The 21,220-nt window shown below is 72.2% G+C and carries 19 protein-coding genes and 2 pseudogenes; 11 read left to right on the top strand and 10 right to left on the bottom strand.

Features of this window, described 5'->3' with window-relative positions:
* Window positions 1-66: 66 nt before the first annotated feature.
* Window positions 67-1,539 (bottom strand): MFS transporter, encoded by a 1,473-nt coding sequence (locus B4N89_RS35015; protein ID WP_078980480.1) that lies wholly within the window; start codon window positions 1,537-1,539, stop codon window positions 67-69.
* 208 nt (window positions 1,540-1,747) lie between these two features.
* On the opposite strand from B4N89_RS35015, the gene B4N89_RS35010 reads away from it, so the two are divergent.
* From B4N89_RS35010 to tsaA, 3 genes are all read left to right on the top strand, one after another.
* Window positions 1,748-2,413, top strand: coding sequence for a TetR/AcrR family transcriptional regulator (locus tag B4N89_RS35010; protein ID WP_101897418.1), 666 nt, complete (start codon window positions 1,748-1,750; stop codon window positions 2,411-2,413).
* A gap of 2,475 nt (window positions 2,414-4,888) precedes the next feature.
* Complete coding sequence (locus tag B4N89_RS35005) at window positions 4,889-5,242, top strand: hypothetical protein (protein ID WP_078980479.1); 354 nt, start codon at window positions 4,889-4,891, stop codon at window positions 5,240-5,242.
* Window positions 5,243-5,356: 114 nt separating this feature from the next.
* Window positions 5,357-5,809 (top strand): tRNA (N6-threonylcarbamoyladenosine(37)-N6)-methyltransferase TrmO, encoded by a 453-nt coding sequence (gene tsaA / locus B4N89_RS35000; protein ID WP_078980478.1) that lies wholly within the window; start codon window positions 5,357-5,359, stop codon window positions 5,807-5,809.
* Between the two features lie 49 nt (window positions 5,810-5,858).
* Here tsaA and B4N89_RS34995 read toward each other — a convergent pair whose 3' ends face one another.
* The 4 genes from B4N89_RS34995 to B4N89_RS34980 form a co-directional block, all read right to left on the bottom strand.
* Window positions 5,859-6,308, bottom strand: a complete 450-nt coding sequence (locus B4N89_RS34995; RefSeq protein WP_078980477.1) for a phospholipase — start codon at window positions 6,306-6,308, stop codon at window positions 5,859-5,861.
* 283 nt (window positions 6,309-6,591) lie between these two features.
* Window positions 6,592-8,031, bottom strand: coding sequence for an amidase (locus B4N89_RS34990; protein ID WP_078980476.1), 1,440 nt, complete (start codon window positions 8,029-8,031; stop codon window positions 6,592-6,594).
* A 69-nt stretch (window positions 8,032-8,100) separates the two neighbouring features.
* On the bottom strand, window positions 8,101-9,651 hold the full coding sequence (locus B4N89_RS34985) for an MFS transporter (RefSeq protein ID WP_078980475.1): 1,551 nt from the start codon (window positions 9,649-9,651) through the stop codon (window positions 8,101-8,103).
* 46 nt (window positions 9,652-9,697) lie between these two features.
* Window positions 9,698-10,891, bottom strand: coding sequence for a CaiB/BaiF CoA transferase family protein (locus B4N89_RS34980; RefSeq protein WP_078980474.1), 1,194 nt, complete (start codon window positions 10,889-10,891; stop codon window positions 9,698-9,700).
* A 185-nt stretch (window positions 10,892-11,076) separates the two neighbouring features.
* Here B4N89_RS34980 and B4N89_RS51890 point away from each other — a divergent pair, with 185 nt between their 5' ends.
* On the top strand, window positions 11,077-11,748 hold the full coding sequence (locus B4N89_RS51890) for a TetR/AcrR family transcriptional regulator (RefSeq protein WP_078980473.1): 672 nt from the start codon (window positions 11,077-11,079) through the stop codon (window positions 11,746-11,748).
* A 20-nt stretch (window positions 11,749-11,768) separates the two neighbouring features.
* Here the strand turns inward: B4N89_RS51890 and B4N89_RS34970 are convergent.
* The 3 genes and pseudogenes from B4N89_RS34970 to B4N89_RS34960 form a co-directional block, all read right to left on the bottom strand.
* Window positions 11,769-12,695, bottom strand: a pseudogene (locus B4N89_RS34970) (sensor histidine kinase); the annotation flags it as partial.
* Between the two features lie 191 nt (window positions 12,696-12,886).
* Complete coding sequence (locus tag B4N89_RS34965) at window positions 12,887-13,558, bottom strand: response regulator transcription factor (protein WP_078980472.1); 672 nt, start codon at window positions 13,556-13,558, stop codon at window positions 12,887-12,889.
* Between the two features lie 48 nt (window positions 13,559-13,606).
* Window positions 13,607-14,887: a sensor histidine kinase gene (locus tag B4N89_RS34960; RefSeq protein ID WP_078980471.1), complete on the bottom strand. Its 1,281-nt coding sequence runs from the start codon at window positions 14,885-14,887 to the stop codon at window positions 13,607-13,609.
* A gap of 199 nt (window positions 14,888-15,086) precedes the next feature.
* Between B4N89_RS34960 and B4N89_RS34955 the strand changes: the two genes are divergently transcribed.
* On the top strand, window positions 15,087-15,404 hold the full coding sequence (locus tag B4N89_RS34955; protein ID WP_143658189.1) for a hypothetical protein: 318 nt from the start codon (window positions 15,087-15,089) through the stop codon (window positions 15,402-15,404).
* 114 nt (window positions 15,405-15,518) lie between these two features.
* Here the strand turns inward: B4N89_RS34955 and B4N89_RS51885 are convergent.
* Window positions 15,519-15,626 (bottom strand): annotated as a pseudogene (locus B4N89_RS51885) (dihydrofolate reductase); the annotation flags it as partial.
* Between the two features lie 92 nt (window positions 15,627-15,718).
* Entirely contained in the window at window positions 15,719-15,955 is a 237-nt protein-coding gene (locus tag B4N89_RS34945; RefSeq protein WP_078980469.1) for an RNA polymerase sigma factor, read from the bottom strand.
* Between the two features lie 246 nt (window positions 15,956-16,201).
* Between B4N89_RS34945 and B4N89_RS50180 the strand changes: the two genes are divergently transcribed.
* The 6 genes from B4N89_RS50180 (at window position 16,202) to B4N89_RS34925 (ending at window position 21,184) form a co-directional block, all read left to right on the top strand.
* Window positions 16,202-16,375 (top strand): hypothetical protein, encoded by a 174-nt coding sequence (locus B4N89_RS50180; RefSeq protein WP_161500918.1) that lies wholly within the window; start codon window positions 16,202-16,204, stop codon window positions 16,373-16,375.
* 101 nt (window positions 16,376-16,476) lie between these two features.
* The gene (locus tag B4N89_RS34940; RefSeq protein WP_078980468.1) at window positions 16,477-16,704 is read left to right on the top strand and encodes a hypothetical protein; all 228 of its coding nucleotides are present in this window, start codon (window positions 16,477-16,479) and stop codon (window positions 16,702-16,704) included.
* 177 nt (window positions 16,705-16,881) lie between these two features.
* Entirely contained in the window at window positions 16,882-17,580 is a 699-nt protein-coding gene (locus tag B4N89_RS51880) for a glycosyltransferase (RefSeq protein WP_235619087.1), read from the top strand.
* Complete coding sequence (locus tag B4N89_RS34935) at window positions 17,577-19,379, top strand: glycosyl transferase (protein ID WP_235619086.1); 1,803 nt, start codon at window positions 17,577-17,579, stop codon at window positions 19,377-19,379. The genes B4N89_RS51880 and B4N89_RS34935 overlap by 4 nt, the downstream gene beginning before the upstream one ends.
* A 103-nt stretch (window positions 19,380-19,482) precedes the next feature.
* Entirely contained in the window at window positions 19,483-20,001 is a 519-nt protein-coding gene (locus tag B4N89_RS34930; RefSeq protein ID WP_235619085.1) for a SigE family RNA polymerase sigma factor, read from the top strand.
* 7 nt (window positions 20,002-20,008) lie between these two features.
* A complete protein-coding gene (locus tag B4N89_RS34925; protein WP_078980466.1) occupies window positions 20,009-21,184 on the top strand; it encodes a hypothetical protein in 1,176 nt (391 codons plus the stop codon).
* Window positions 21,185-21,220: the final 36 nt, after the last annotated feature.

Here is a 21,220-nt window from a genome sequence, read left to right as displayed (position 1 = left end):
TGTCGGTTGGTCAGCCGGTCAGCCGGTCGGCCGGGTGACGAGTGGTCGGGCGGTGGGCGAGCCCGATCAGGCCCGCGCCGGCCGGATCCCCCGCAGGACCGCCACGGCCGCCGCGGCGACCGCGAACAGCGCTGCCGCGGCGTGGAAGGCGAAGACGTAGCCGTCGGTGGCGGCCTGCTCCGGGGACGGGCCGGTGCCGGTGTGGGCGTCGGCGAGCGAGGCGAACAGGGCCATGCCGATGGTCGGGCCCATCAGCATCGAGGTGTTGAAGGCGCCGCCGGCCAGTGCGGCGTCCCCGGCCGACACGCCCCGCGTCGCGCCGACCACCGCTGCGGCGGCGGTCAGTCCGATCCCGACGGGAAGGACGAGCATGCCCACCAACGGCGCGCCGACGTAGGCGGATTCCGCGTCGATCCGGCCGAACAGCAGGAACGCGAGCGCCATCGTGACCAGTCCGAGGAACGCGGTCCGCCGGGCGCCGAGCCGGGCCACGATCGGCACACTGGTGGCGCTGACCGCGATCAGCGCGAGGGTGTACGGGACGAAGCCCAGCGCCGAGCGCAGCGCGGACCAGCCGAGCACGCGCTGGAAGTAGAGCGACATCAGGAACGCCGCCGACGATCCGGCGATCGGTGCGAGCATGCCGGTGGCCAGCGCGCCGACCCGACGGCCCGAGGCCAGGAAGCGCAGCGGCATCAGCGGCGCGGCGACCCGGTTCTCGGCCACGCCGAAGCCGAGCAGGAGCCCGAATCCGGCGCCGATCGGCAGCAGTACGGCGGAGGTGAGCCAGCCGTGTGTGCCGACGGCCACCAGGCCCAGGCTGAGCAGCGCGACACCGCCGGTGACGAGGGCCGCGCCGAGTACGTCCACCCGACCGCGCGTCGGCGTCGGGCCCGCCGGCAGGTATCGCCCGGCCAGGGCCGCGACCATGAAGCCGACCAGGGCGAGGGCGACGAAGGACCATCGCCACGAGGCCCAGGTGGCGGTGGCGCCGGCGAGTTGCATGCCCAACGCGGCGCCGACGCCGGAGAGTCCGCCCCACGCGGCCATCGCACGTCGTCGGGCGGCCTCGACCGGGAACACGTCGCCGACCAGGGCCATCGCGGCGGGTGCGGCCACCGCGGCACCGGCGCCCTGGAGCAGCCGGATGGTGATCAGCCAACTTCCGCCGGGGACGAGCGCGCCGGCCAGCGAGGCGGCGGCGAACAGGGCGATGCCGGCCCGGAAGGCGTTGCGGCGGCCGTACCGGTCGGCCATCCGGCCGCCGAGCAGGAGCAGGCCGCTGAAGGCGAGGGTGTAGGCGGCGCCGGTCCAGACCAGGCCGGAGGCACCGAGGCCGAGGTCGGCGGCGATGTCGGGGCCGGCGGCCGAGGTGATGGTGACCGAGGTGTTGAGGACGGCCTGTACGGCGGCCAGCAGCGCGAAGGCGGCGCCGGTTCGGGCGGCGACGGTGGTTGCCGGGGCGGCGGTTGCCGTGGATGCCGGGGTGGCGGGCGCCGCCGGTGCCACCTTCGGGTTCGTAGCCGTGTCGTGGTTCATCTGCCGCCCTCTTTCAGGTGTGCGACGCCGCTCGATAAACCAAACCATACAGTCCAGTTCACATGAACTCAACAGTGCAGTTCAGTTGATCCAAACCGATCCGTACGGTTCAGTATTGATTAGACTGAGTAACGATCCAGCGCTCATGCGCCGTGCCGAACGCACGCGCGGCAACGCATGATCGCAACGACAAGCAGAGGAGTCGACCGTGTGGGCAGCCGAGCAGACCCCCAAGCGCATCCCCTCGGGTGACCGCGCGGCACGCAAGCGCGCGGCGATCCTGAAGGCGGCGACCGACGCCTTCCTGCGCGACGGCTACGGGGTGGGCATGGACACCATCGCCGCCGAGGCCGGCGTCGCGAAGGTGACCGTCTACAACCACTTCGGCAGCAAGGAGGCACTGTTCATCGCGATCGTCGGCGACATGCTCGATCGGGCGCTGTTCGACTCCATGCACCTGATCGAGGAACGCCTGGGCTCCTCCACCGACGTACGGGCCGACCTGATCGCCATCTGTGAGGCGTGGGTGGCCGGCCACGCCACCCCGGAGGTGCTCGCGCTGCACAACGTGGTACTGGGCTCGATGCCCCGCCTACCCGAACTGGGCCGCACCTGGCAGGAGTTGGGCCCGGACCGCTTCCACGTGGTGGTCCGCACCGCGCTCACCAGATTGGTCGAACGCGGCGAACTCGCCATCGACGACGTGCCCTTGGCCGCAATCCAGCTGTCCGGCCTGGTACTGATGCCACACATCGCGTACGGCTCCACGGGCGCCGCCCCCGACGCGGACCTGACGGCCCGCCTGATCACCGGCGGCGTGGACATGTTCCTGGCCCGCTACCGCCCCCAGCCCCACCAGAACACCGACCGCTGAGGCCCCCACTTCCGGCCACAGGACGCCGATGCGGGGCAGGCCCGGCACGTGGGGTAAGCCGCGCCCGGCGTCCGGGGCTCCGAGACTTGGGGGCTCCGACGAGGCGGGCGCGTTGCTCGGCGAAAACCGGCCGGCAGCGGGGGCGGGGAGGGCGGTCGAGTCGGGTCCTCCGCGGGGCCTTCCCGAATGGGCCGGCGCGTCTCCGGCGGGCGCCGCGCTTGTGGATGCGGATGGCCGGTGCGGGGCCGGTCCGAGTCGGTGATGGGCCGCCGCCAGCGTTCGGGGCTCCAAGACTTGGCAGCTCCGACGAGGCGGGCGCGTTGCTCGGCGAAAACCGGCTGGCAACGGGGGGCAGGGAGGGCGGCCGCGTCGAGTCCTCCGAGGAGCCTTCCCGAATGGGCCGGGCGCTTCCGGCGGGCGTCGCGCTGTTGGTTGCGGGTGGCCGGTGCGGGGCTCGTCCGAGTCGGTGATGGGCCGCCGCCAGCGTTCGGGGCTCCGAGACTTGGCAGCTCCGACGAGGCGGGCGCGTTAGTCGGCGAAAACCGGCTGGCAACGGGGGGCAGGGAGGGCGGCCGGGTCGAGTCCTCCGGGGAGCCTTCCCGAGTAGGCCGGGCGTTCCCGACTGGCGTTGCGCCTTTGGCTGCGCGCCGGCCGGTGCGGGGTTTGTCCGAGTCGGTGATGGGCCGCCGCCAGCGTTCGGGGCTCCAAGACTCGAAGCTCCCGACGAGGCGGGCGCGTTGATCGGCGAAAACCGGCTGGCAACGGGGGCCGGGGAGGGCGGCCGCGTCGAGTCCTTCGAGGAGCCTTCCCGAGTAGGCCGGACATCTCCGGCGGGCGTTGCGCTTGTGGTTGCGCGGCGCCCGGTGCGGGGTTTGTCCGGCACGCGTAGTGGGCCGCCGCCGGCATTCGGGGCTCCGAGCCTTGGGGGTTTCGGCGAGGACGGTGCGTTGCTCGGTGAAAAAGCGGCCGGCTGCGGCGGGCCGGGAGGGGGCTCAAGTCGTGTCTGCCGGGCTTGCGTTCACGAGTGGGTCGGGGTACTCCGAGGGCGTGGGGGAGGAGGTTGGGGCTCGAAACCGGATCGCAACGGGTGGTTGTGAGCTTCGGGCTTCGGTGACCTGCGGTCTTGTGCCGTCTGGGTGGAACGTCGGGCGTCGAGTGCCGGTTTCGCGCGCTCCGACGCCCTCAACGCCGGCGAAAAGACCGAAAGTGCCCAGTCGGGGCCGAAACCGGATCCCGAGGCACCTGAAACAGCCGCGTGCCCGCACTGACCAGCGGTTTTCTCCCACACCGAGGTAAGAACACCCCTCGCGATCCGGTTTCGAGCCCCAACTCCTCTCCCAACCCCCGCCGAGGACAGCCAGCCCACTGGGGAACGCGAGCCCGGCGGACTCGACCCGAGCCCCCACTCCGGCCCGCCGCTGCCAGCCGGTTTTCGCCAAGCAACACACCCCCTTCGCCGGAACCCCCAAGTCTCGGAGCCCCGAACGCTGGCGGCGGCCCATCATCGACTCGGACCGGCCCCGCACCGGCCACCCGCAACCAACAGCGCGACGCCCGCCGGAAGCGCACGGCCCACTGGGGAAGGCCCCGCGGAGGACCCGACCCAAGCGCCCTCCCCGCCCCCGCTGCCAGCCGGTTTTCGCCGAGCAACACGCCCGCCTCGCCGGGACCGCCAAGTCTCGGAGCCCCGAACGCTGGCGGCGGCCCACCACCGACTCGGACCGGCCCCGCACCAGCCACCCGCAACCAACAGCGCGACGCCCGCCGGAGACGCCCGACCTACTCGGGAAGGCTCCCCGGAGGACTCGACCCAAGCGCCCTCCCCCCGTTGCCAGCCGGTTTTCGCCGAGCAACGTGCCCGCCTCGTCGGAGCTGCCAAGTCTTGGAGCCCCGAACGCTGGCGGCGGCCCATCATCGACTCGGACCGGCCCCGCACCGGCCACCCGCAACCAACAGCGCGACGCCCGCCGGAAGCGCACGGCCCACTGGGGAAGGCCCCGCGGAGGACCCGACTCGACCGCCCTCCCCGCCCCCGCTGCCAGCCGGTTTTCGCCGAGCAACACGCCCGCCTCGTCGGAACCGCCAAGTCTCGGAGCCCCGAACGCTGGCGGCGGCCCACCATCGACTCGGACCGGCCCCGCACCGGCCACCCGCAACCACAAGCGCGACGCCCGCCGGGTCGCCCTCCCGCTCCCCCGTTGCCAGCCGGGTTCTGCCGAGCAATGTGCCCGTCTCGTCGGGGGTTTCGGGGGTTGGAGCCCCGAGTGCCGGCGGCGGCTCACCCCGCGCCGGCGCCCCCGCAACCACAAGCGCAAACCTCAACAGCCTCCAGCCCGCATCACACGCCCACACGCCACGGAAGGTGTGCACCGCGCGGGGCTGCCGGACTTCACGCAGCGTTTCGTTGAAATGTCCGCTTCTTTCTTGGGAAGTCCCTTTAAAGTCGACCAAGTAACCTTTTGGAAGGGATTTGCCTTGAAGCTTCGTAATGCCGCCGGCGCTGCCGTGGCCGCCCTCGCGCTGGTCCTGTCTCTGCCCGGAACCTCCGTGGCCGCCGAGGGACGGTTCCACTACAAGTACGTCGACGCGTCCGGGCAGGAACATCAGGTCACCCTGCACGACCCGCGCAGCGGCCTGTGCATCGACCTGTACGGCGTCGGTTCGGACGACGTGCCGCCCGGCTTCGGCCCGCACAACGAGACCGACGACTGGGTCACCGTCTACCGGGGGGCCGACTGCACCGGCGCCGAGTGGCGTCTGAAGCCGCATGGCAAGCCCACCCGGGACGACCTCGAGGTGCGCTCGGTGTTCTTCGACGTCGCCGACTGACCCTGCCCCGCGTCCCGCGTCCCGCGTCCCGCCGACGGTCTTCGTCACATCCGCCGTCGCGCATCGGTCAAGCCGGCGACGGCGGGTGGGATCGAAGACGAAGGGTGCACAACGGTGAACGACGACACGCGGCAGGGGCCGGAGAGCGGTCGGGACGAGGGCGGGTATGTGCTGCGGCCGATCGGCCGGGTCCGATCCCCGCTGGTGGATCGGGCGTCCGCGCCCAGGCAGGGGGACGAGGGTTCGCCGGAGGCCTGGATCGTGTTCGAGCCGGACGTGGCCGACGGGCTCCGGGATCTGGCGGTCGGCGCCGACGTCCTGGTGCTGACCTGGCTCGACCGAGCGGACCGGGACGTGTTGTCCGTGCACCCGCGCGGCGACGCCCGCACGCCTGTGCGGGGGGTGTTCGACACCCGCTCGCCGGACCGGCCCAACCCGATCGGTCTGCACCGCGTACGCATCATCACGATCGATGGCCTGCGGATGGGCGTCCGCGACCTCGAAGCGCTCGACGGCACCCCGATCGTGGACGTCAAGCCGGTACTGGGGGGCATCGGCGAGCGCTGACCGTACCCCGGGCCGACGACGCTGCCGCCGCCGGTCCGGGGACTTCGGCTCAGCCGAGGAGCTTGACCGCCTGGTAGTAGGTCCAGGCCGTGCTGTTGCAGGTCGCCCGGGCCACCGCGCCGTACGGGGCGCAGACCCGCTTCAGGTCCTCGTACAGCGCGCTGTCCAGGCGAGGCTTGTTGGCGGCGAAGGTACCCGCCGCCTTGTAGTTGCGGTAGCCGAAGTCGTGCCGGGCACAGGAGTTCTGGAACGGGAAGCCGAGCGGGTTGTCGGGCGAGCTGCTGCAGTAGTCGGTGGACCAGTCGAAGTTGTAGGCGGCCCAGTTGCCCTGGTTCTGCCGGGCGGACCACCAGGCGTTGTAGCTGGCGGCGCTGGTCTGGGTCCAACTGGAGAGCACTTGCGGCTTGTCCGCCGGAGCGGCCTGGACCGGCGTGGCCACGCCGACTCCGACGCCGATCGTCATCGCGGTGGCGGCAAGTGCCGTGGACAGTCGACGCATCGAATACCTCCAGGGTGCCGACGCTCCCGGTGTGGAGTGCCGTGGGCAGGGGATGCAGGTGGTACGGCCGAGCTCCGAACTCAGGGCTCCCCACGACCGGTCGGCAACGCGGGAGCGGAAGCCATCCCACCGGACGACTGCGCCGGCCGTCCAGACTTCGGCGGACTTCGGATGACAATTCATCCCCCGGGCACACCCGATTCGCCCGACACCCTTGCGCACAACCGACGTTGGTCACCCCGAGGTACCCCCACCCACCTCACGCGCCTCACCCCTCCCCCGCCTACCTGTTGACGACCGCACCCGCCAGGTCCGGAATCAGGCCGTCGGCCGCCTGCTCGTACGCCGCCGCCACCCGCAGTGCCAGGTCGTCCCGCCCCCGTGGGGCGACCAGTTGCACACCGATCGGCAGGCCGTGCGCGTCGAGCCCGGCGGGCACGCTGATCGCGGGGTGGCCGGTGTCGTTGAAGACGGCCGTGTACGCGATGGGGATGGTGCGTTCCCGGACCGCGCGGGCGATGTCCGGGCCCTCGGCGGGCCATGCGGTCACGGGCGTGGTGGGCGTCAGGAGCAGGTCGTGGCCGTCGAACACGTCATCGGCCCACACGTGCAATCGGCCGCGATACAGCCAGTATTCGCGAGTGTCCCGAGGACCGAGCGAACCCGCGTCGGCCAGGAGGCTCGCGAAGCCGGGTTCGAAGTCCTCCGGGCGGCGCTCGAAGTCGTCCAGGACGGACACCAGTCGCTGATGGGCGAGTACGCGCTGCCGGGTGCGGATATGCCGGTCGAACGTATCGGCGTGCGGAAGGGTGGTCGTCGCGGCGTCCTCGACAACGTGGTGTCCGAGGTCGCGCAGCACCCCGGCGACCCGGACCAACGCGTCACGCACGTCGGCCGTAGGTTCGGCGACGCCCAGGCTCGCGTCCATGACGATGCGCAATGCCGGGAGCGAGCGGGCGAGTTCGGCGACATAGGAGATGCCGGGCGGTTCGAGTGACCAGGGGTCGGCGCGGTGGTATCCGGCGGTGAGGTCCAGATGCAGGGCGGCGTCGTGGACCGTGCGGGTCATCGGGGTGGGGCAGCTGTGGTGGGTCCAGTCGATCGCGCCCTGTGGCCCATGAGGGATCCGGCCCCGGCTGGTCTTGAGCCCGAACAGGCCGCACAGCGCGGCCGGGATCCGGGTCGAGCCGCCGCCGTCCCCCGCCGTGGCGAGCGGGACCAGCCCGGCTGCCACCGCCGCGGCCGAGCCGCCGCTGGAGCCGCCGGGCGAGCGGTCGGGGGCCCAGGGGTTGCGGGTGGTGCCGAACGCGCCGTTGGTGGTGTGTACCGCGGCGCCCAGCGGAGGCGTGTTGGTCTTGCCGATCACGATCGCGCCGGCCGCGCGCAGTCGCGCGGTGTGCACGCTGTCCGCGGACGCCGGCGGGCGGCCGTGGAAGGCCCGGGTACCCCGGCTGGTGGGAAAGCCCGCCGCGTCCTCCAAGTCCTTGACTGCGAGCGGGAGTCCGCCCAGGGGTCCGAGGTCCGCGCCGGCCGCCACCCGACGGGTCTGCGCCGCGGCCTCGGCGAGGGCACGTTCCGGGTCCGGGGAGACCACGGCGCCGAGGGCGGGGTTCAGCCGTTCGACGCGGTCGAGGGTGTGCCGCATCAATTCGGTCGGCGACAACTCGCGGACCCGGATCAGCCGGGCGAGTTCGTGGGCGGGGAGCAGGGCGAGGTCGGTCATCCGGGGAACTCTCTGTGCGAGGGCGAGGGCGAGGGCGAGGGCGAGGGCTTCGTGTCGGGTGCGCGTCGCTCACATCGTCGAAGACGGCGGTGTCGCCTGTGGGCTGCCGGTCGGCTCGGCGGGCGTGTCGGAGGCCGTCCGGCCCAATGCCTCCAGGGGGCGGCCGGTGGTTCGGGGCCCGAAGCGGTGGGCTATCACGCCGCCGCTGCCGGCCAGCAGGGCGATCCAGGCGAAGACCGCCGCGTAGCCGAGGCCGGCATAGATGGCGGCGATCAGCATCGGTCCGCCGAAGTTGACGATTCGGGAGAGCGCGTTGGCCGTTCCGGAACCCAGGGCTCGGATCGACGTGGGGAAGACCTCGGCCGAGTAGATCTGGAGGAACGGCGTCGAAGCGTGGAACAGCAGGGTGACCAGGCAGCCGAGCACCAGGATCGCCGCGCGCGCGTGGGTGACGCCGAACAGCAACAGCAGGCCGGCGCTGATCAGGCACAGGACCAGCAGGGACGTCGTGCGTTCCCAGCGGTCGATCAACGGCGCGGCGAGCAGTGAGCCGAGCGGGGCGGCGGTGGCCAGGACGGCCGAGACGAGGAGGGTGTCGGACAGTTCGAGGCCGTTCTCCTCCAGGAGGGTGGGGGTCCAGGTGTTGAAGGCCGAGTAGGCGGCCAATCCGGTCACCCACATGGCGGTGGTGACCAGGAAGGTCCGGCGATGCGGGCCGGTCCACAGCTCCGCTACGCGCGTCCGCCTCTGTCCCGCCGACGAGACGGCCGGCGGCGCCGGGGAACCGGCGTCGGCGGCAACGACGGCGTGGGCATCACCAACGGCGTCGTCGGCGGCATCGGCCTCACCAACGGCCTCGGGGCGCGACCCCTCCCCACCGTCCGGAAGTCCCGGAGCCCGTCCGGCTCCGCCCTCCATCCCCGCCCCCGCCCCCACACCCGACGCACGCTCGATCGCCGCCACGATCGCCTCCGCCTCCGCCGTCCGCCCCTGGGTGACCAGCCAACGTGGGCTTTCCGGCACCCAGCGCCACACCAGTACGGCGAACACCACGCCCACCGCGCCGATGCCGAACACCAGTCGCCAACCCCAACTCCAGTGCGGGACCACGAAGTAGCTGGTCCAGGCGGCGATCGGAATGCCCATGGCACCGATCACGACCTTCCGAGTCTGCAATCGGCCCCGAGCCCGGGCCGGCACGAATTCGGTGAGCACGACGATCGCGCACACCGCCATGCCCTGGGTCCCGAACTGGGCAAGGGTGCGGGCGATCACGAGTTGCCCGGGGCCCTGCACGAAGGCGCACAGTACGGCGAACACGCAATAGGTGACGCTGAAGCCGAGCATGGTGCGACGGCGGCCGATCCGGTCGGCGAGATAGCCGGCCGCCACTCCGCCCGCGAACGCGCCGAGCGAGGTGACACCGGCGATGACACCGACGGTGCGCAGCGAGATGTGCCACTGGTCGCGCAAAACCGGGGCGACGAACGCGAACGAGTACGCCTCGACCCATTCGAACAGGATCATCCCGGCCAGCGCGAGCACGAGTCGGCGATGGAATCCGGACAGCGGTATCCGGTCGAGCCGCGCGCCCACGGACGCGGCGGTGTGGTGTGCCATGGTGCGCGATCCCTCTCGATTCGGGGACGGGAAACACGAATCGGTGTCAGATCACGCCGTCGGCGGCGAGCGCGGCCAGTTCGGCCCCGTCGAGACCGAGCAGGTCGCGGTAGATCTCCGCGTTGTGCGCGCCCAGCGCGGGACCGGTGCTGCGGATGCTCCCGGGCGTCGCGGACAGGTGCGGAATCGGTGCCGGCATGGGCAGTTCGCCGTACTCGGAATCCTCGACGGTGACGATGGTGCCGCGCTCGCGGTAGTGCGGGTCGGCCGCGATGTCGGCGATGCTCATCAACGGCGCGGCGGGGATCCCCGCGTCGTTGAGCAGGTCCGCGAGCGCCGCGGCCTGGTGCTCGGCCGCCCACGCGTCGAGGATCCGGTACAACTCGTCGGCGTGCCGAGCGCGTTCGACCCGGGTCGCGAAGCGCGGATCCGTGGCCAGTTCGGGGCGGCCGATCAGCGCGCCCAGTCGCCGGAACAGCGAATCGGTGCCGGCGTGGATCGACACCCGCCGTCCGTCGGCGGTGGTGAAGTCGCTCGCGGGCACGATCTGCGGATTGACGTTGCCGGTGCGTTCGCGGACCCTGCCGTCGGTGGCGTGGCCGACCAGTGCGTCCTCCGAGGCGCGAAAGCCCGCCTCGTACAGCGCCAGGTCGACAACCTGCCCTTCGCCGTCGGTGGTGGTGTCGCGGTGGTAGAGCGCGGTGACCACGGCGAACGCGCCGAGGTAGGCGGCCATGTAGTCGATCACCGAGTAGCCGCTGCGCACCGGGTCGCGGTCGGGCTCGCCGGTGACGTGGGTCAGCCCGGCGTACGCGCTGGCGATGCGATCGAAGGCGCCCCGGTCGCGGTAGGGGCCGGTCAGTCCGTAGCCGGTGACGTAGACCAGGATCGCGCGCGGATTGATCGCCCGCAGCGAGTCGGGATCCAGGCCCCACGCGGTCAGCGTCGGCGGCCGGTAGTTGGTGATCACCACGTCGAAGTGGCGGACCAGGTCGCGGGCGATGTGTTGGCCGCGTTCGGTGCGCAGGTCGAGGGTGACGGACTTCTTGTTGCGGGCCTCCTGGGCCCAGTACGGGGAGCGCTCGCCGGCGCGGCCGCCTCGGGTGAAGTCGCCGTGTCGCGGTTCCTCGATCTTGACCACGTCTGCGCCGAAGTCGCCCAGGAACGTCGCGGTCACGGGTGCGGCCAGCACCGTCGACATGTCCAGGACCCGGATGCCGGTCAGCGGCGGTGTCGCCATGGCTCACCCCAAATGTTGTCGTCGACAGGCGTTCTCGTCGGCTGGTCGTCGTTGGCTGGTCGTCGTCGGCCGATCGCCTAATAGCGTTTCGTTATTAACGAAACGTTGCTATCGGAACGTTAATATAGGGCCGACGCCGTGACAAGAGTCCCGACGACCGGGAAAGCGGCACCCAGGAGGCATCCGTGACCGAGGCCAGGCAGCCGCGCCGGCGGCGGCGTTCCCGGCAGGAGACCGAGGCGGACCTGCTGGCCGCCGCCCGTCGACTGCTGGAGCGCGACGGCGTGCTCGCGGGGGTCAACCTGCGCGAGATCGCCGCCGAGGCCGGGGTCAATCACGGTCAGATCTACCAATACTTCGGCTCGCGCCAGGCCCTGCTCCGGGCCGCCGCCGCGGATCTCGTGGAGCGGGAGACCGCCGGACAGGACGGCCACTGGGACCGCCCCTTCGCCGAACGCCGCCGCGCCATGTTCGAGCGCCGGCTGAATTCGCCGGACCTGGTCAAGCTGGAGGCGCTGCTCGCGCTGGACGGGGACGAGGAACTGTCCGCGCTGCCCAGGTTCGACCGCACCCGGCGCAGCCTCGAACGCGACCAGGCCCGCGGGGACTTGCCGGCCGACGCGGACCCGATCGCGGCGCACGTGATGACCGGGGCGGCGCAGATCGGCTACATCGTCTTCCGGGAGATCTACGCTCGGGACACGGGCATTCCGCTCGACGAACTGGACGAGCGGGCGGCCCGGGTCTTCGATGCGATGGTCGCGGGCATTGTGGATGGAGCCGGAGCCGAATCGGGGGCGGGGGCAGGTCCGGATTCGGCGGCGGACGGCGGCGACGGCGGCGGTTCGTCGGCGTAGGGTTCCCGCGCGGCCGGGAAGCGGATGGTGATGTGCAACCCGCCGCCGTCCCGGGCGGTGAGGGTGAGCCGGCCGTGGTGGACGGTGCTGATCGCGCGGACGATGGACAGGCCCAGACCGGCACCGCCGTCGGCGGATCGGCGGGTGTCGCGGCCCCGAACGAACGGCTCCAGCAGGCCCATTGCGTCCTGCGGCGGGATCGGCGGGCCGGTGTTGGTCACCCGGAGGAATACGTGGTCGCCGATCCGGTCGGTGCGGAGCGTGACGCGGCCGTCGACGTGGTTGTACCGGACGGCGTTGTCGACCAGATTGCCGATCAGCCGCTCCAGCAGGACCGGTTCGCCGTACATCCGCGCGGGGCGGGTCTCGACACGCAGGGCGAGCCGCCGGGCGCTCGCCGCGTCGGCGGTGCCGTTCAGGACCCCGGTCGCGATCTCGGCCAGGTCGACGAGGCGGTGTCGGCCGGGATCGCTTTCGCTGCGGGCCAGTGCGAGCAGGCCGTCGAGCGTACGCCGGCTGTGGTCGATCGCGGCCCGGATGTCGTCGGCCATCGCGAGCAGTTCGGCCCGGTCGGGCTCGCCGTCCAAGGTCACGTCGATCGCGGTGCGGATCGTGGTGAGCGGGGTGCGCAGTTCGTGTGCGGCGTTGGCCGTGAACAGCCGTTGTCCGGACAGGACCCGGTCGCGTTGGGCGACCCCGGTGCGGATCCGGTCCAGCATGCCGTTGATCGTGGCCGCGAGGTCGGCGAGTTCGTCCGGTGGTGTGCCCACCGGCACCCGCTCGGACAGGTTCTCGGCGGACAGGCGCTGTGCGGTGGCCGCGATGGCCCGGATCGGCCGCAATACCCGCCCGGCGACCAACCACCCCAGGACGGCGCCCAGTACGGTCACCACGGCGAGCGCGATCCCGGCCCGGGTGAGCAGGTCGGACAACGTGGTGGCCCGCATGCGCTCGGCGAGGGCGGTCATCTCCCCCATGTTCGGGGGCGGTTCGGCGTCGGTCCCGGGGCCGCCCAGGACCTCGATCCGGATCCGGTGCCGCAGGCTCCGCCGCACCAGCAGGTACGTCAGCGCGGTGAGCACCACCCCCGCGGCCAGGACCAGCGCGGTGTACAGCGCGGTGAGCCGGCCGCGCGCGGTCAGTCGCACGCCGGCCGGGCCGCGATCCGGTATCCGGCGCCCGTCACGGTCTCGATCAGGGCCGGATCGCCGAGCTTGCGACGCAGCGTGCCGACGGCGATCCGGACCGCGTTGGTGAACGGGTCGGCGTGTTCGTCCCAGACCTTCTCCAACAGCGTCTCGGCGCTGACCACGTCCCCGGCACCGGCGAGCAGCTGTTCGAGCACGCCGAATTCCTTGGGCGTCAAGTGCAGGGCTCTGCCGCCGCGTTCGGCGCAGCGCCGAGAGGAATCGAGCGTCACGTCGGCGGCACGCAGCACCGGTGGCCGCGCGGGCGCGCTGCGGCGGGACAACGCCTGTACACGGGCCACCAGTTCGGCGAACGCGAACGGCTTGCCCAGGTAGTCGTCCGCGCCGAGGGTGAGCCCGTCGACCCGGTCCCGAACGGCACCGGACGCGGTGAGCATCAAGATCCGCGAGGTGCCCGACTCGGCGAGCCGCCGACAGACGGTGTCCCCGTGCACGATCGGCAGATCCCGATCCAACACGACCACGTCGTAGGGAGTGAACTCTCCTTTATCCAGGGCGCTTTGCCCGTCCCCCGCGACATCGACGGCAAATCCGTGTTTGCGCAGTCCGGCGGCGATGTAGCCGGCCAGCGGCTGCTCGTCCTCGACCAGAAGCACTCGCATCCAGGCAGCATCCCAGCCGACACATATGGATCGCGTATGGCCGAGGGATCACTCCGACACCTCGACACTTCGAGGCACCCGACACCGCCCGGGCCCCCCGAGCCCCGGCCGCCGCGCGGGCGTCGACGCCGCCGCCACAGGCTGCCTCCCGTTCCCGGCCGTGCCATAGGGCAGCAGGGCGTACACCGTCCATCCGCCGGCGGGATCCGGGCCGATGTCGAGCCGCCCGTCGAGCATCGCGACCCGTTCGCGCATGCCGATCAGCCCGTGGCCCATTCCGTCGCCCGGTGCCTGCGCGCCGCGACCGTCGTCGCCGATGCGCAACTCCACCGCCTGGTCCAGGTATCTGACCAGCACGTTCGCGGTGGCCTGTGGACCGGCGTGTTTGCGGGTGTTGGTCAGCGCCTCCTGGATGATGCGGTAGGCGGTCAGGGCGACGGTCAGGGAGGGATCGATCGGTACCCCCTCGACGGTCAGGCTCACCGACATCCCCGCGCGGCCGACCTGGGCGACCAGGTCGTCCAGATGGCCCAGGCTCGGTTGCGGGGTCGTGCCCTCGGTCTCGCTCTCCGCGCGCAGTACGCCGAGCAGTCGGCGCATCTCCACCAGTGCCTCACGGCCGGTCTTGGCGATGGTGTCCAGTGCCTCACGGGCCTTGTCCGGGGCGGTGCCGATGGCCCGTCCGGCGCCGTCGGCCTGGACCACGATCACCGACACGTTGTGTGCCACCACGTCGTGCAACTCGCGGGCGATCCGGGAGCGTTCGGCCGCCGCCGCGATTCGTGCCTGCTGGTCGCGCTCGAACTCCAGGCGCGCCGCGCGTTCCTCGAGTTCGGCGTAGTAGGCCCGACGGGTGCGCATCGAGTCGCCCAGAACCCAGGCGATACCGAGGCTGGTCACCAGGAAGCAGTAGCCGAACAGGCCGTTGCGCAGATCGAGTTCGAGGCTGGTGCCCCATCGCGCGAAGTAGAGTCCCGGTCCGACGAACACGGCGACGAGCGCGATCCGCGCGCGCCGCCGACTGCCCCACTTCGCCGTCGTGTACAACACCATCGGGACCGCGAAGCTCGCCGCGGAGATCGCCTCGGTGAAGCACAGTTGCCCCACACCGCCCAGCGTGACCACCAGGAAGGCGGCCCGGGGGTGGACCCGGCGCAGCACCGCGCCCAGGCTGAACACCGCGACGACGACCCACATCCAGGTCCAGGCGTGACCGGTCGGCGCGTCTTCCGCGTTCTGCTGACTGACGCTCAGCAGCGGCAGCGGCACCATGTACATCACATCCACCACGAGCGGATGGACGCGCAGCCAGGCGTAGATTCTTTGCACACCCGGACGCTACGGTCACTCCGCCCGCACCGGCGTCATCCGGTGCGGCTAGCGGTCCCCTAGTCCGGAGGTCGCACACGTAGGGGTCCTTCCTCCTCCGGCCGGCCCCGGGCGCGGTACGAAAGTTCATCGGGATTGCGTTGACCCCCGAGCACTCCTCATGCAAGCTCGGCGCGGGGGATCTTCGCGAGGAGGCAGGGTGGGGTACTGCGGAAGTTGCGGCGGCAACGGCTGGATGCCGATGGAGACCATGTGCTCCGGGTGTGGCGGATCCGGCCAGAACACGCTGGTGCAGGACGGGATGGGCTGTGGGGGTTGTGGCGGCGGCGGTCGCACCACGCAGATGCAGCCGTGCCCGAACTGCAACGGCACCGGAGGGCACGGCGGAGGAGGCGGCGGCCCCACCTACACCCCCCAGCGCGGGCCGGTCTCGGCCGCCGGGCGGATCAAGATCTTCATGTACAACCTGATCGTCCTCGGCGGCCTCGGCGGATACGTCTACTACACGACGCGGTAGCCCGAGCACACCAACCTCCGGGCCGGCCCGACACGGAGGAAGCCGGCCAACCCTTGGCGACCGACCGGTAGGCGCACACGTGCACACCCGCGTCGCCGACCACGGTCGAGACGAGTGCGTCCAACCGCCGTGAGCAAAGCCGCCGTCGACATCCTCCTCGGGCCCGCCCGGCGCCCGGACGACACCGTCGAGGCCGATGAACTCGCGGATCACGATCCGCATGGGGTGGTGCTCCTCGTGCCTGTTCCGGGGTCCCGGGGTGACGGCTGCCGGGCCGGGTCGGTCTCGCAAGGCCCCGTCGCCCGGTTCCGGTGTCACGGGGTGGAGACCGCAGCGCCCGGCCGAAACTCATCGCACGGCCGCAGCGAACCGCCTGCGGCGGTCACGTCGGTGCGCAGGCGCCAGGCCTCCAGGAAGGTCAGCGCCACCACGTCCTCGGCCGCGGCCCAGTCGCCGGTCATCCGAAAGGCGTGGTTGTAGACGGACTTCGAGTGCTCGGCGAACAACTCCTCGAAGGCGTAGGGGTCTCCGGCTCTGATCCGGGATCTCATGCTTGTCTCCACACCCTTCGACTGTCCGGCAGCCGCCCGTGCGCTCCCGGAGGGTGACGCGCGTCACGCGCACCCGGGGGTGGGGCGTGGGTCACGGGTGCGTATAGGCGGGGGTTCCCTGGTGCTTTTCACCCGCGCGCGCTGCGATGCTCTTTCTGCACGGCTGCACGGCTGCACGACGGAAAGGAACCCTCCTTTGGATCCGGTCTCCGACCGTGATCCGACCCTAGTGAGCGGAGTTCTCTCGTGACTGCAAAGACCCTTCGCAAGCGTCTCGGCCGGGCGTGCAAGGTCACGGCCCTGACCGTGGCCGGGATCACCGCGATGTTGGCCCTCGCCGCCGGTCCGGCCGCGGCCGATGCCGACGGCGGGTTCGGTGGCGGATCCAGCGGTGGTGGTGGCGCGACCGGTAGTTGGTAGCCGGCCTCGGGCCGGTGCGGCCCGGTGGACGTGTACCGACGTGTACCGAGGCCGCGCCGGCTCCGTCGTACGTGCGATGCCCACCGTCGGAAGGGGCCGCGATGCACAACGGTTGGATCGTCCTGGCCATCGGTGTCACGCCGCTCGTGCTGTTCGGCATTTTCATCGCGCTGGTCAAGCCGGATCCGGACGCCTGCGCGAACTGCGGGCATCTGCCCGCGGACCACGGAAGCAGCTGCGGCGGGGACGAGTTCGATGTCGGTGAACTCGTGCCCAACGGCAAGTCGTGCGGCTGTGTGCGGTATCGACGGCGCTCGACCACCGGCTGACGGCGCGGCGTCGGGCGGCCGGGCGAGATGCGGTGGGGAATGTGGTCCACGTCACACAACGCGATACCGGAGTCGGGTGGTCATCGTGGTGTGAAGCGAACTGGTTGTGGGATCGGGCTCTCGGTCGTGATACCCGTGTTCAACGAGTCACGGCGGCTGCCGGGGACTCTGGCGGCGGTGGTCGATCATCTCCGGGAGGTCGGAGGCGATTGGGAACTGGTCGTCTCCGACGACGGATCCACCGACGATACGTACACGGTCGCCGCGGCGGTCGCCCGTGACGAGCCGCGGGTGCGGCTGGTGCGACATCCGGTCAATCGGGGCAAAGGGCATGCCGTACGGGTCGGGATCGCGGCCACGCGCGGTGACCGGGTGCTGCTGTGCGACGCGGATCTCGCCACCCCGATCGACGAGTTGGCCCGGCTCCAGGCCGCGCTCGACGCCGGGTTCGACGCGGCGATCGGTTCGCGCGGGCCGGCGTTCGCGGTGGCCCGGCCGCCGGTGCGCCGGGTGTTGTCGGATGTCGGGAGCCGGCTGATCCGGGCCGTCGCGCTGCCCGGGACGGTGGACACGCAGTGCGGGTTCAAGCTGTTCCGGGGCGATCGCGCCCGGGCCGCGTTCGCGCGCGCGAGCGTGGACGGGTGGGCCTTCGACATCGAAGTGCTCCGGCTCTTCCTCGCGTTCGGCTGGAGCTTCGTCGAGGTCCCGGTGGCCTGGACCCACCAGGACGGCTCCAAACTGCGCCCCGGACACTGCCTGGAAGTGCTCACCGACCTGGCCCGGGTACGGCTGCGGCACGGCCCGGCGCCGGCCGCCGGCCGCACTCCCGGCGCGGAACCGCTGCGGATGCCGCTCCCCCCGGGGCGGGCCGCGTGACCGCGGTGCGCGAGTCCGTCGCGCCGATCCGCGCGATCGCGCTGCCCCGCTCGGGGCGCGCCCTGGACGCCCTGGTGTGCGGCGTCTACCTCGCCGCTTCGCTGCTGCTGTACCGCGGTCTGTGGTGGGGCGGGCCCGCCGGGCGCTACCTGGTGGACAGCGGCCAGGACCAGCGCCAGTGGGAGTGGTTCTTCGCGGTCACCGCGCACGCCGTCGCGCACGCGGAGAACCCGCTGACCACGACGCTGCAAAACCATCCCGACGGCGTCAACCTGATGGCCAACACCTCGATGCCGGGGCTGTCCATCCCGCTCGCGCCGATCACCTGGCTGTTCGGGCCGTCGGCGACCTGGGCGATCGTGCTGACCTTCGGGCTCGCCGCGACCGCCGCCGCGTGGTACTACCTGATCTCGCGTCACCTGGACGTCTCGCGCCCGGCCGCGGCCCTCGGCGGCGCGTTCTGCGCGTTCGCCCCGCCGATGATCTCGCACGCCAACGCGCACCCGAACCTGGCCGTGTTGTTCGTGATCCCGCTGATCATCGACCGACTGCTGCGGGTGGCCGGCGGCCTGCGGCCGATCCGCGACGGCGTCCTGCTCGGCCTGTTGACGGCCTATCAGATCTTCCTCGGCGAGGAGGCGCTGCTGCTCGCCTCCACCGGGATCGCGCTGTTCGCCGTCGGCTACGCCTGCGCCGCTCCCGTCGCGGCGCGCGCGGCGCTGCGTCCGCTGGCCCGGGGGGTCCCGATCGGCGCGGCGCTGTGTCTGGTGCTGGTCGCCTATCCTTTGTGGTGGCAGTTCAACGGCCCGCAGAGCTACACCAATCTGCTGCACGGCCCGGCGGGCAACGACCTCGCCGCGCTGACCGCGTACGCCGACCGCTCCCTCGCCGGCGACATCGACGTCTCCTCGCGCCTGTCGCTGAACCGAACCGAGGAGAACGCGTTCTTCGGCTGGCCGCTGCTCCTGCTCGCCCTCGCCCTCGTCGTCGCGCTGTGGCGCACGGCGCTCGCCAGGGCGCTCGCGGTCGTGCTCGTCGGCGCCGCGCTGTTCTCCCTGGGCCCGGAGATCATCCTGAACGGCGAGCCCACCGGAATCGACGGGCCGTGGCGCTGGTTCGGGCAACTCCCGCTGTACGAATCGGTGTTGGAGAGCCGCTTCACCATGGTCTGCGTGCCCGCCTTCGGCATGCTGCTCGCGCTCGGCGCGCAGGCCGCCACCCGTACCCGCGATCGCCGGATCCGGCTGCTGTGGTGCGTGGCCGCGCTCCAGGCACTGGTGCCGCTGCTGCCGCAACCGCTGACCACCGAGCCCCGCGAGGCGACGCCCGCGTTCTTCACCGACGGCACCTGGCGCCACTACGCGGGGTCGGGCCGGGCCATCGTGACGGTGCCGCTGCCGGACCCGTCCGACGCCCGGGCGCTGAGCTGGCAGGTCGACGCCGACTTCGGCTTCCCGCTCGCCGAGGGCTACTTCGTCGGCCCGTTCGGACCGGACCGGCTCGGCGGCTACGGCGCGGTCACCCGGCCGACCTCGAACCTGCTGCGCGAGGTGCGCGACAGCGGCAAGGTTCCGGAGGTGACCGACCGGGACCGCGCTCAGGCCCGCGCCGACCTCGCCTTCTGGCACGCGGACGCGGTGGTGCTCGGCCCGCACTATCGGGAGAGCGCGCTGTGGTCGACCCTCGAACTGCTGCTCGGGCCGAGCCGGCAGACCGGCGGCGTGTGGGTGTGGGACGTCCGCGGTGGGAACGGCCGGGTTGTGGACGCCCGGGACGGGGGTGCGGCCGGTGCCGGCTGAGCGGGTGGCGGCGCATCGGACCGGGGGACTCGCGGCCGACCCGGAGTCGCTACGGTCCCCCGGAGGCACCGGCATCGGCGATCGGGCGAGGGAGGGCACTCGGGTGCGGGCGAGCGACGAGCACGCGTACACGGAGTACGTGTCCGCCCGGCTGCCCGCGCTGCGCCGCGTCGCCCGCCTGCTGTGCGGCGACCCGGACCGGGCGGACGACATCGTGCAGAACACCATCACGCGCCTGTACGTGCACTGGCGGCGCGCCAGTGCGGCGGACGACCTGGACCGCTACGTGCACCGCATGCTGGTGCGCGCGTTCCTCAACGAGCGCCGGCTGGCCTGGGCCCGGGTACGGCTGATCGGGGCGTCGCAGGACCTCCCGCTGCCCGCCGCGCCGCCCGGCCCCGACGTGGAGACGCGCGACGCGGTGCGGATCGCGCTGTCCCGGGTGCCGCCCAGGCAGCGGGTCGTGCTGGTGTTGCGGTTCCTGTGCGATCTGCCGGTCGCCGAGGTGGCCGAGGTCCTGAACTGCTCGCAGGGCACGGTGAAGAGCCAGACCGCGTTGGGCCTCGCGCGCCTGCGCGCACTGCTGGACGGGCCCGTCGTGGCCCGATGGGAAGGGGAGTAGACGGGCGATGGACACCGAGGAATACGAGGGCGCCCGACTGCTGGCCGCGTTGCGCGAGACGCCTCCGGTCGGGCCCGACGAACCGGGCGTGTACGTGGCGCGCGCGATCCGCGACGGGCGCCGCACGGTGCGGGCCCGCCGGGCGCTGGCGGTGGTCGGCGGCGCGGTCGCGGTGGCGATGATCGCGCTGGTGACGGTGGTGCTCGCGGCGCCGTCGCGCGACGGGCGCTTCGGGCCGGCCGTCGGGGGCGGCTTCGACGTGCGCGAGCGGGTCTTCCGGGTCGGCTCGGCGGGCGGGTACACGCCGGTGTCCTACGAGACGGGCCGCTATCGCCAGCGGGTGACCCTGGGGCCGGAGAAGCCCGGGGCCGCGCCGGAGTTGGCGGCCACGCGCGCGACGGTGACGATGTACGCGGCGGGGCGGTTCCCGGCGACGGCGAGCGCGGCCGGCGCCGGCGCGCCGTCGGTTCGGGAGCGTCCGGCCGTGTGGCTGATCGGCCCCACCCCGGTCGACGGCCGGCTCGAACTGGCCTGGCAGTGGGCCCGGGACGCGTGGGCCGTGGTCTCGCTCACCGGCCCGGCCGCCGACGCCGAACGGGTGCGGCACATCGCGGAGAGTGTGCTTCCCGGTGCCCGCGTACCGGTGCGCGTCCCGCTGACCCTGGCCCCGGGGGCGCTGCCGAACGGGGAGCGCGTGGTCGCGGTGATCGCGCCGATGGCGCCGGACAAGTCCTCGCTGTACGCGCTGCGCTTCGGCACGACCGATCCGCCGAACGCGGAGGGCGGCGACCCGGCCTCGTTCGTGGTCGGCGTCGGCGCCACACCGGGCGCGCACGACGTGCGCCCCGATCGCATCTCGCGGGCCGACGGCGCGTTCGCCGAGTCCGAACCCGGGATCGAGACGAACCGCCTGCGCGCGTTGCTGGCGGCGATCCGGCTGACCGACACCGCCTCCCTCCAGCCGACGCTGCTCCCCTCCGACGGCGCGTCCACCGCCGCCGCCCCGACCACGTCCGCGCCCACCTCGGCGTCGGGATCGCCGACCTCGACGACCGACACCGCCGTCGACCTGGAGGGCGCCGCCACGTCCACCCGAACCGCCGGCGGCGGTACGCCCGGCACCGCCGACACCTTCGGCCCTCCGACCACGTCCACGTCGGCGTCCACGGAGTCCCCCCGCTGAGTCACACCGGTTCGGCGCCGGAGGCGGGTCGCGGCG

This window comes from Embleya scabrispora (assembly GCF_002024165.1).
In the GTDB taxonomy this organism is placed as follows: domain Bacteria; phylum Actinomycetota; class Actinomycetes; order Streptomycetales; family Streptomycetaceae; genus Embleya; species Embleya scabrispora_A.
The sequence above is the reverse complement of the archived record's forward strand: the minus strand, read 5'-3'. Positions and strand labels throughout refer to the sequence as shown.

What these genes read in the sequence shown, in the direction of transcription:
- B4N89_RS34980 (WP_078980474.1), bottom strand. Translation starts at nt 10,891, where the DNA reads ATGGCGACACCGCCGCTGACCGGCATCCGGGTCCTGGACATGTCGACG.
- B4N89_RS34990 (WP_078980476.1), bottom strand. Translation starts at nt 8,031, where the DNA reads ATGACCGACCTCGCCCTGCTCCCCGCCCACGAACTCGCCCGGCTGATC.
- B4N89_RS34995 (WP_078980477.1), bottom strand. Translation starts at nt 6,308, where the DNA reads ATGCGTCGACTGTCCACGGCACTTGCCGCCACCGCGATGACGATCGGC.
- B4N89_RS34925 (WP_078980466.1), top strand. Translation starts at nt 20,009, where the DNA reads ATGGACACCGAGGAATACGAGGGCGCCCGACTGCTGGCCGCGTTGCGC.
- B4N89_RS34945 (WP_078980469.1), bottom strand. Translation starts at nt 15,955, where the DNA reads ATGAGATCCCGGATCAGAGCCGGAGACCCCTACGCCTTCGAGGAGTTG.
- B4N89_RS34985 (WP_078980475.1), bottom strand. Translation starts at nt 9,651, where the DNA reads ATGGCACACCACACCGCCGCGTCCGTGGGCGCGCGGCTCGACCGGATA.
- B4N89_RS34965 (WP_078980472.1), bottom strand. Translation starts at nt 13,558, where the DNA reads ATGCGAGTGCTTCTGGTCGAGGACGAGCAGCCGCTGGCCGGCTACATC.
- B4N89_RS34940 (WP_078980468.1), top strand. Translation starts at nt 16,477, where the DNA reads ATGCACAACGGTTGGATCGTCCTGGCCATCGGTGTCACGCCGCTCGTG.
- B4N89_RS35015 (WP_078980480.1), bottom strand. Translation starts at nt 1,539, where the DNA reads ATGAACCACGACACGGCTACGAACCCGAAGGTGGCACCGGCGGCGCCC.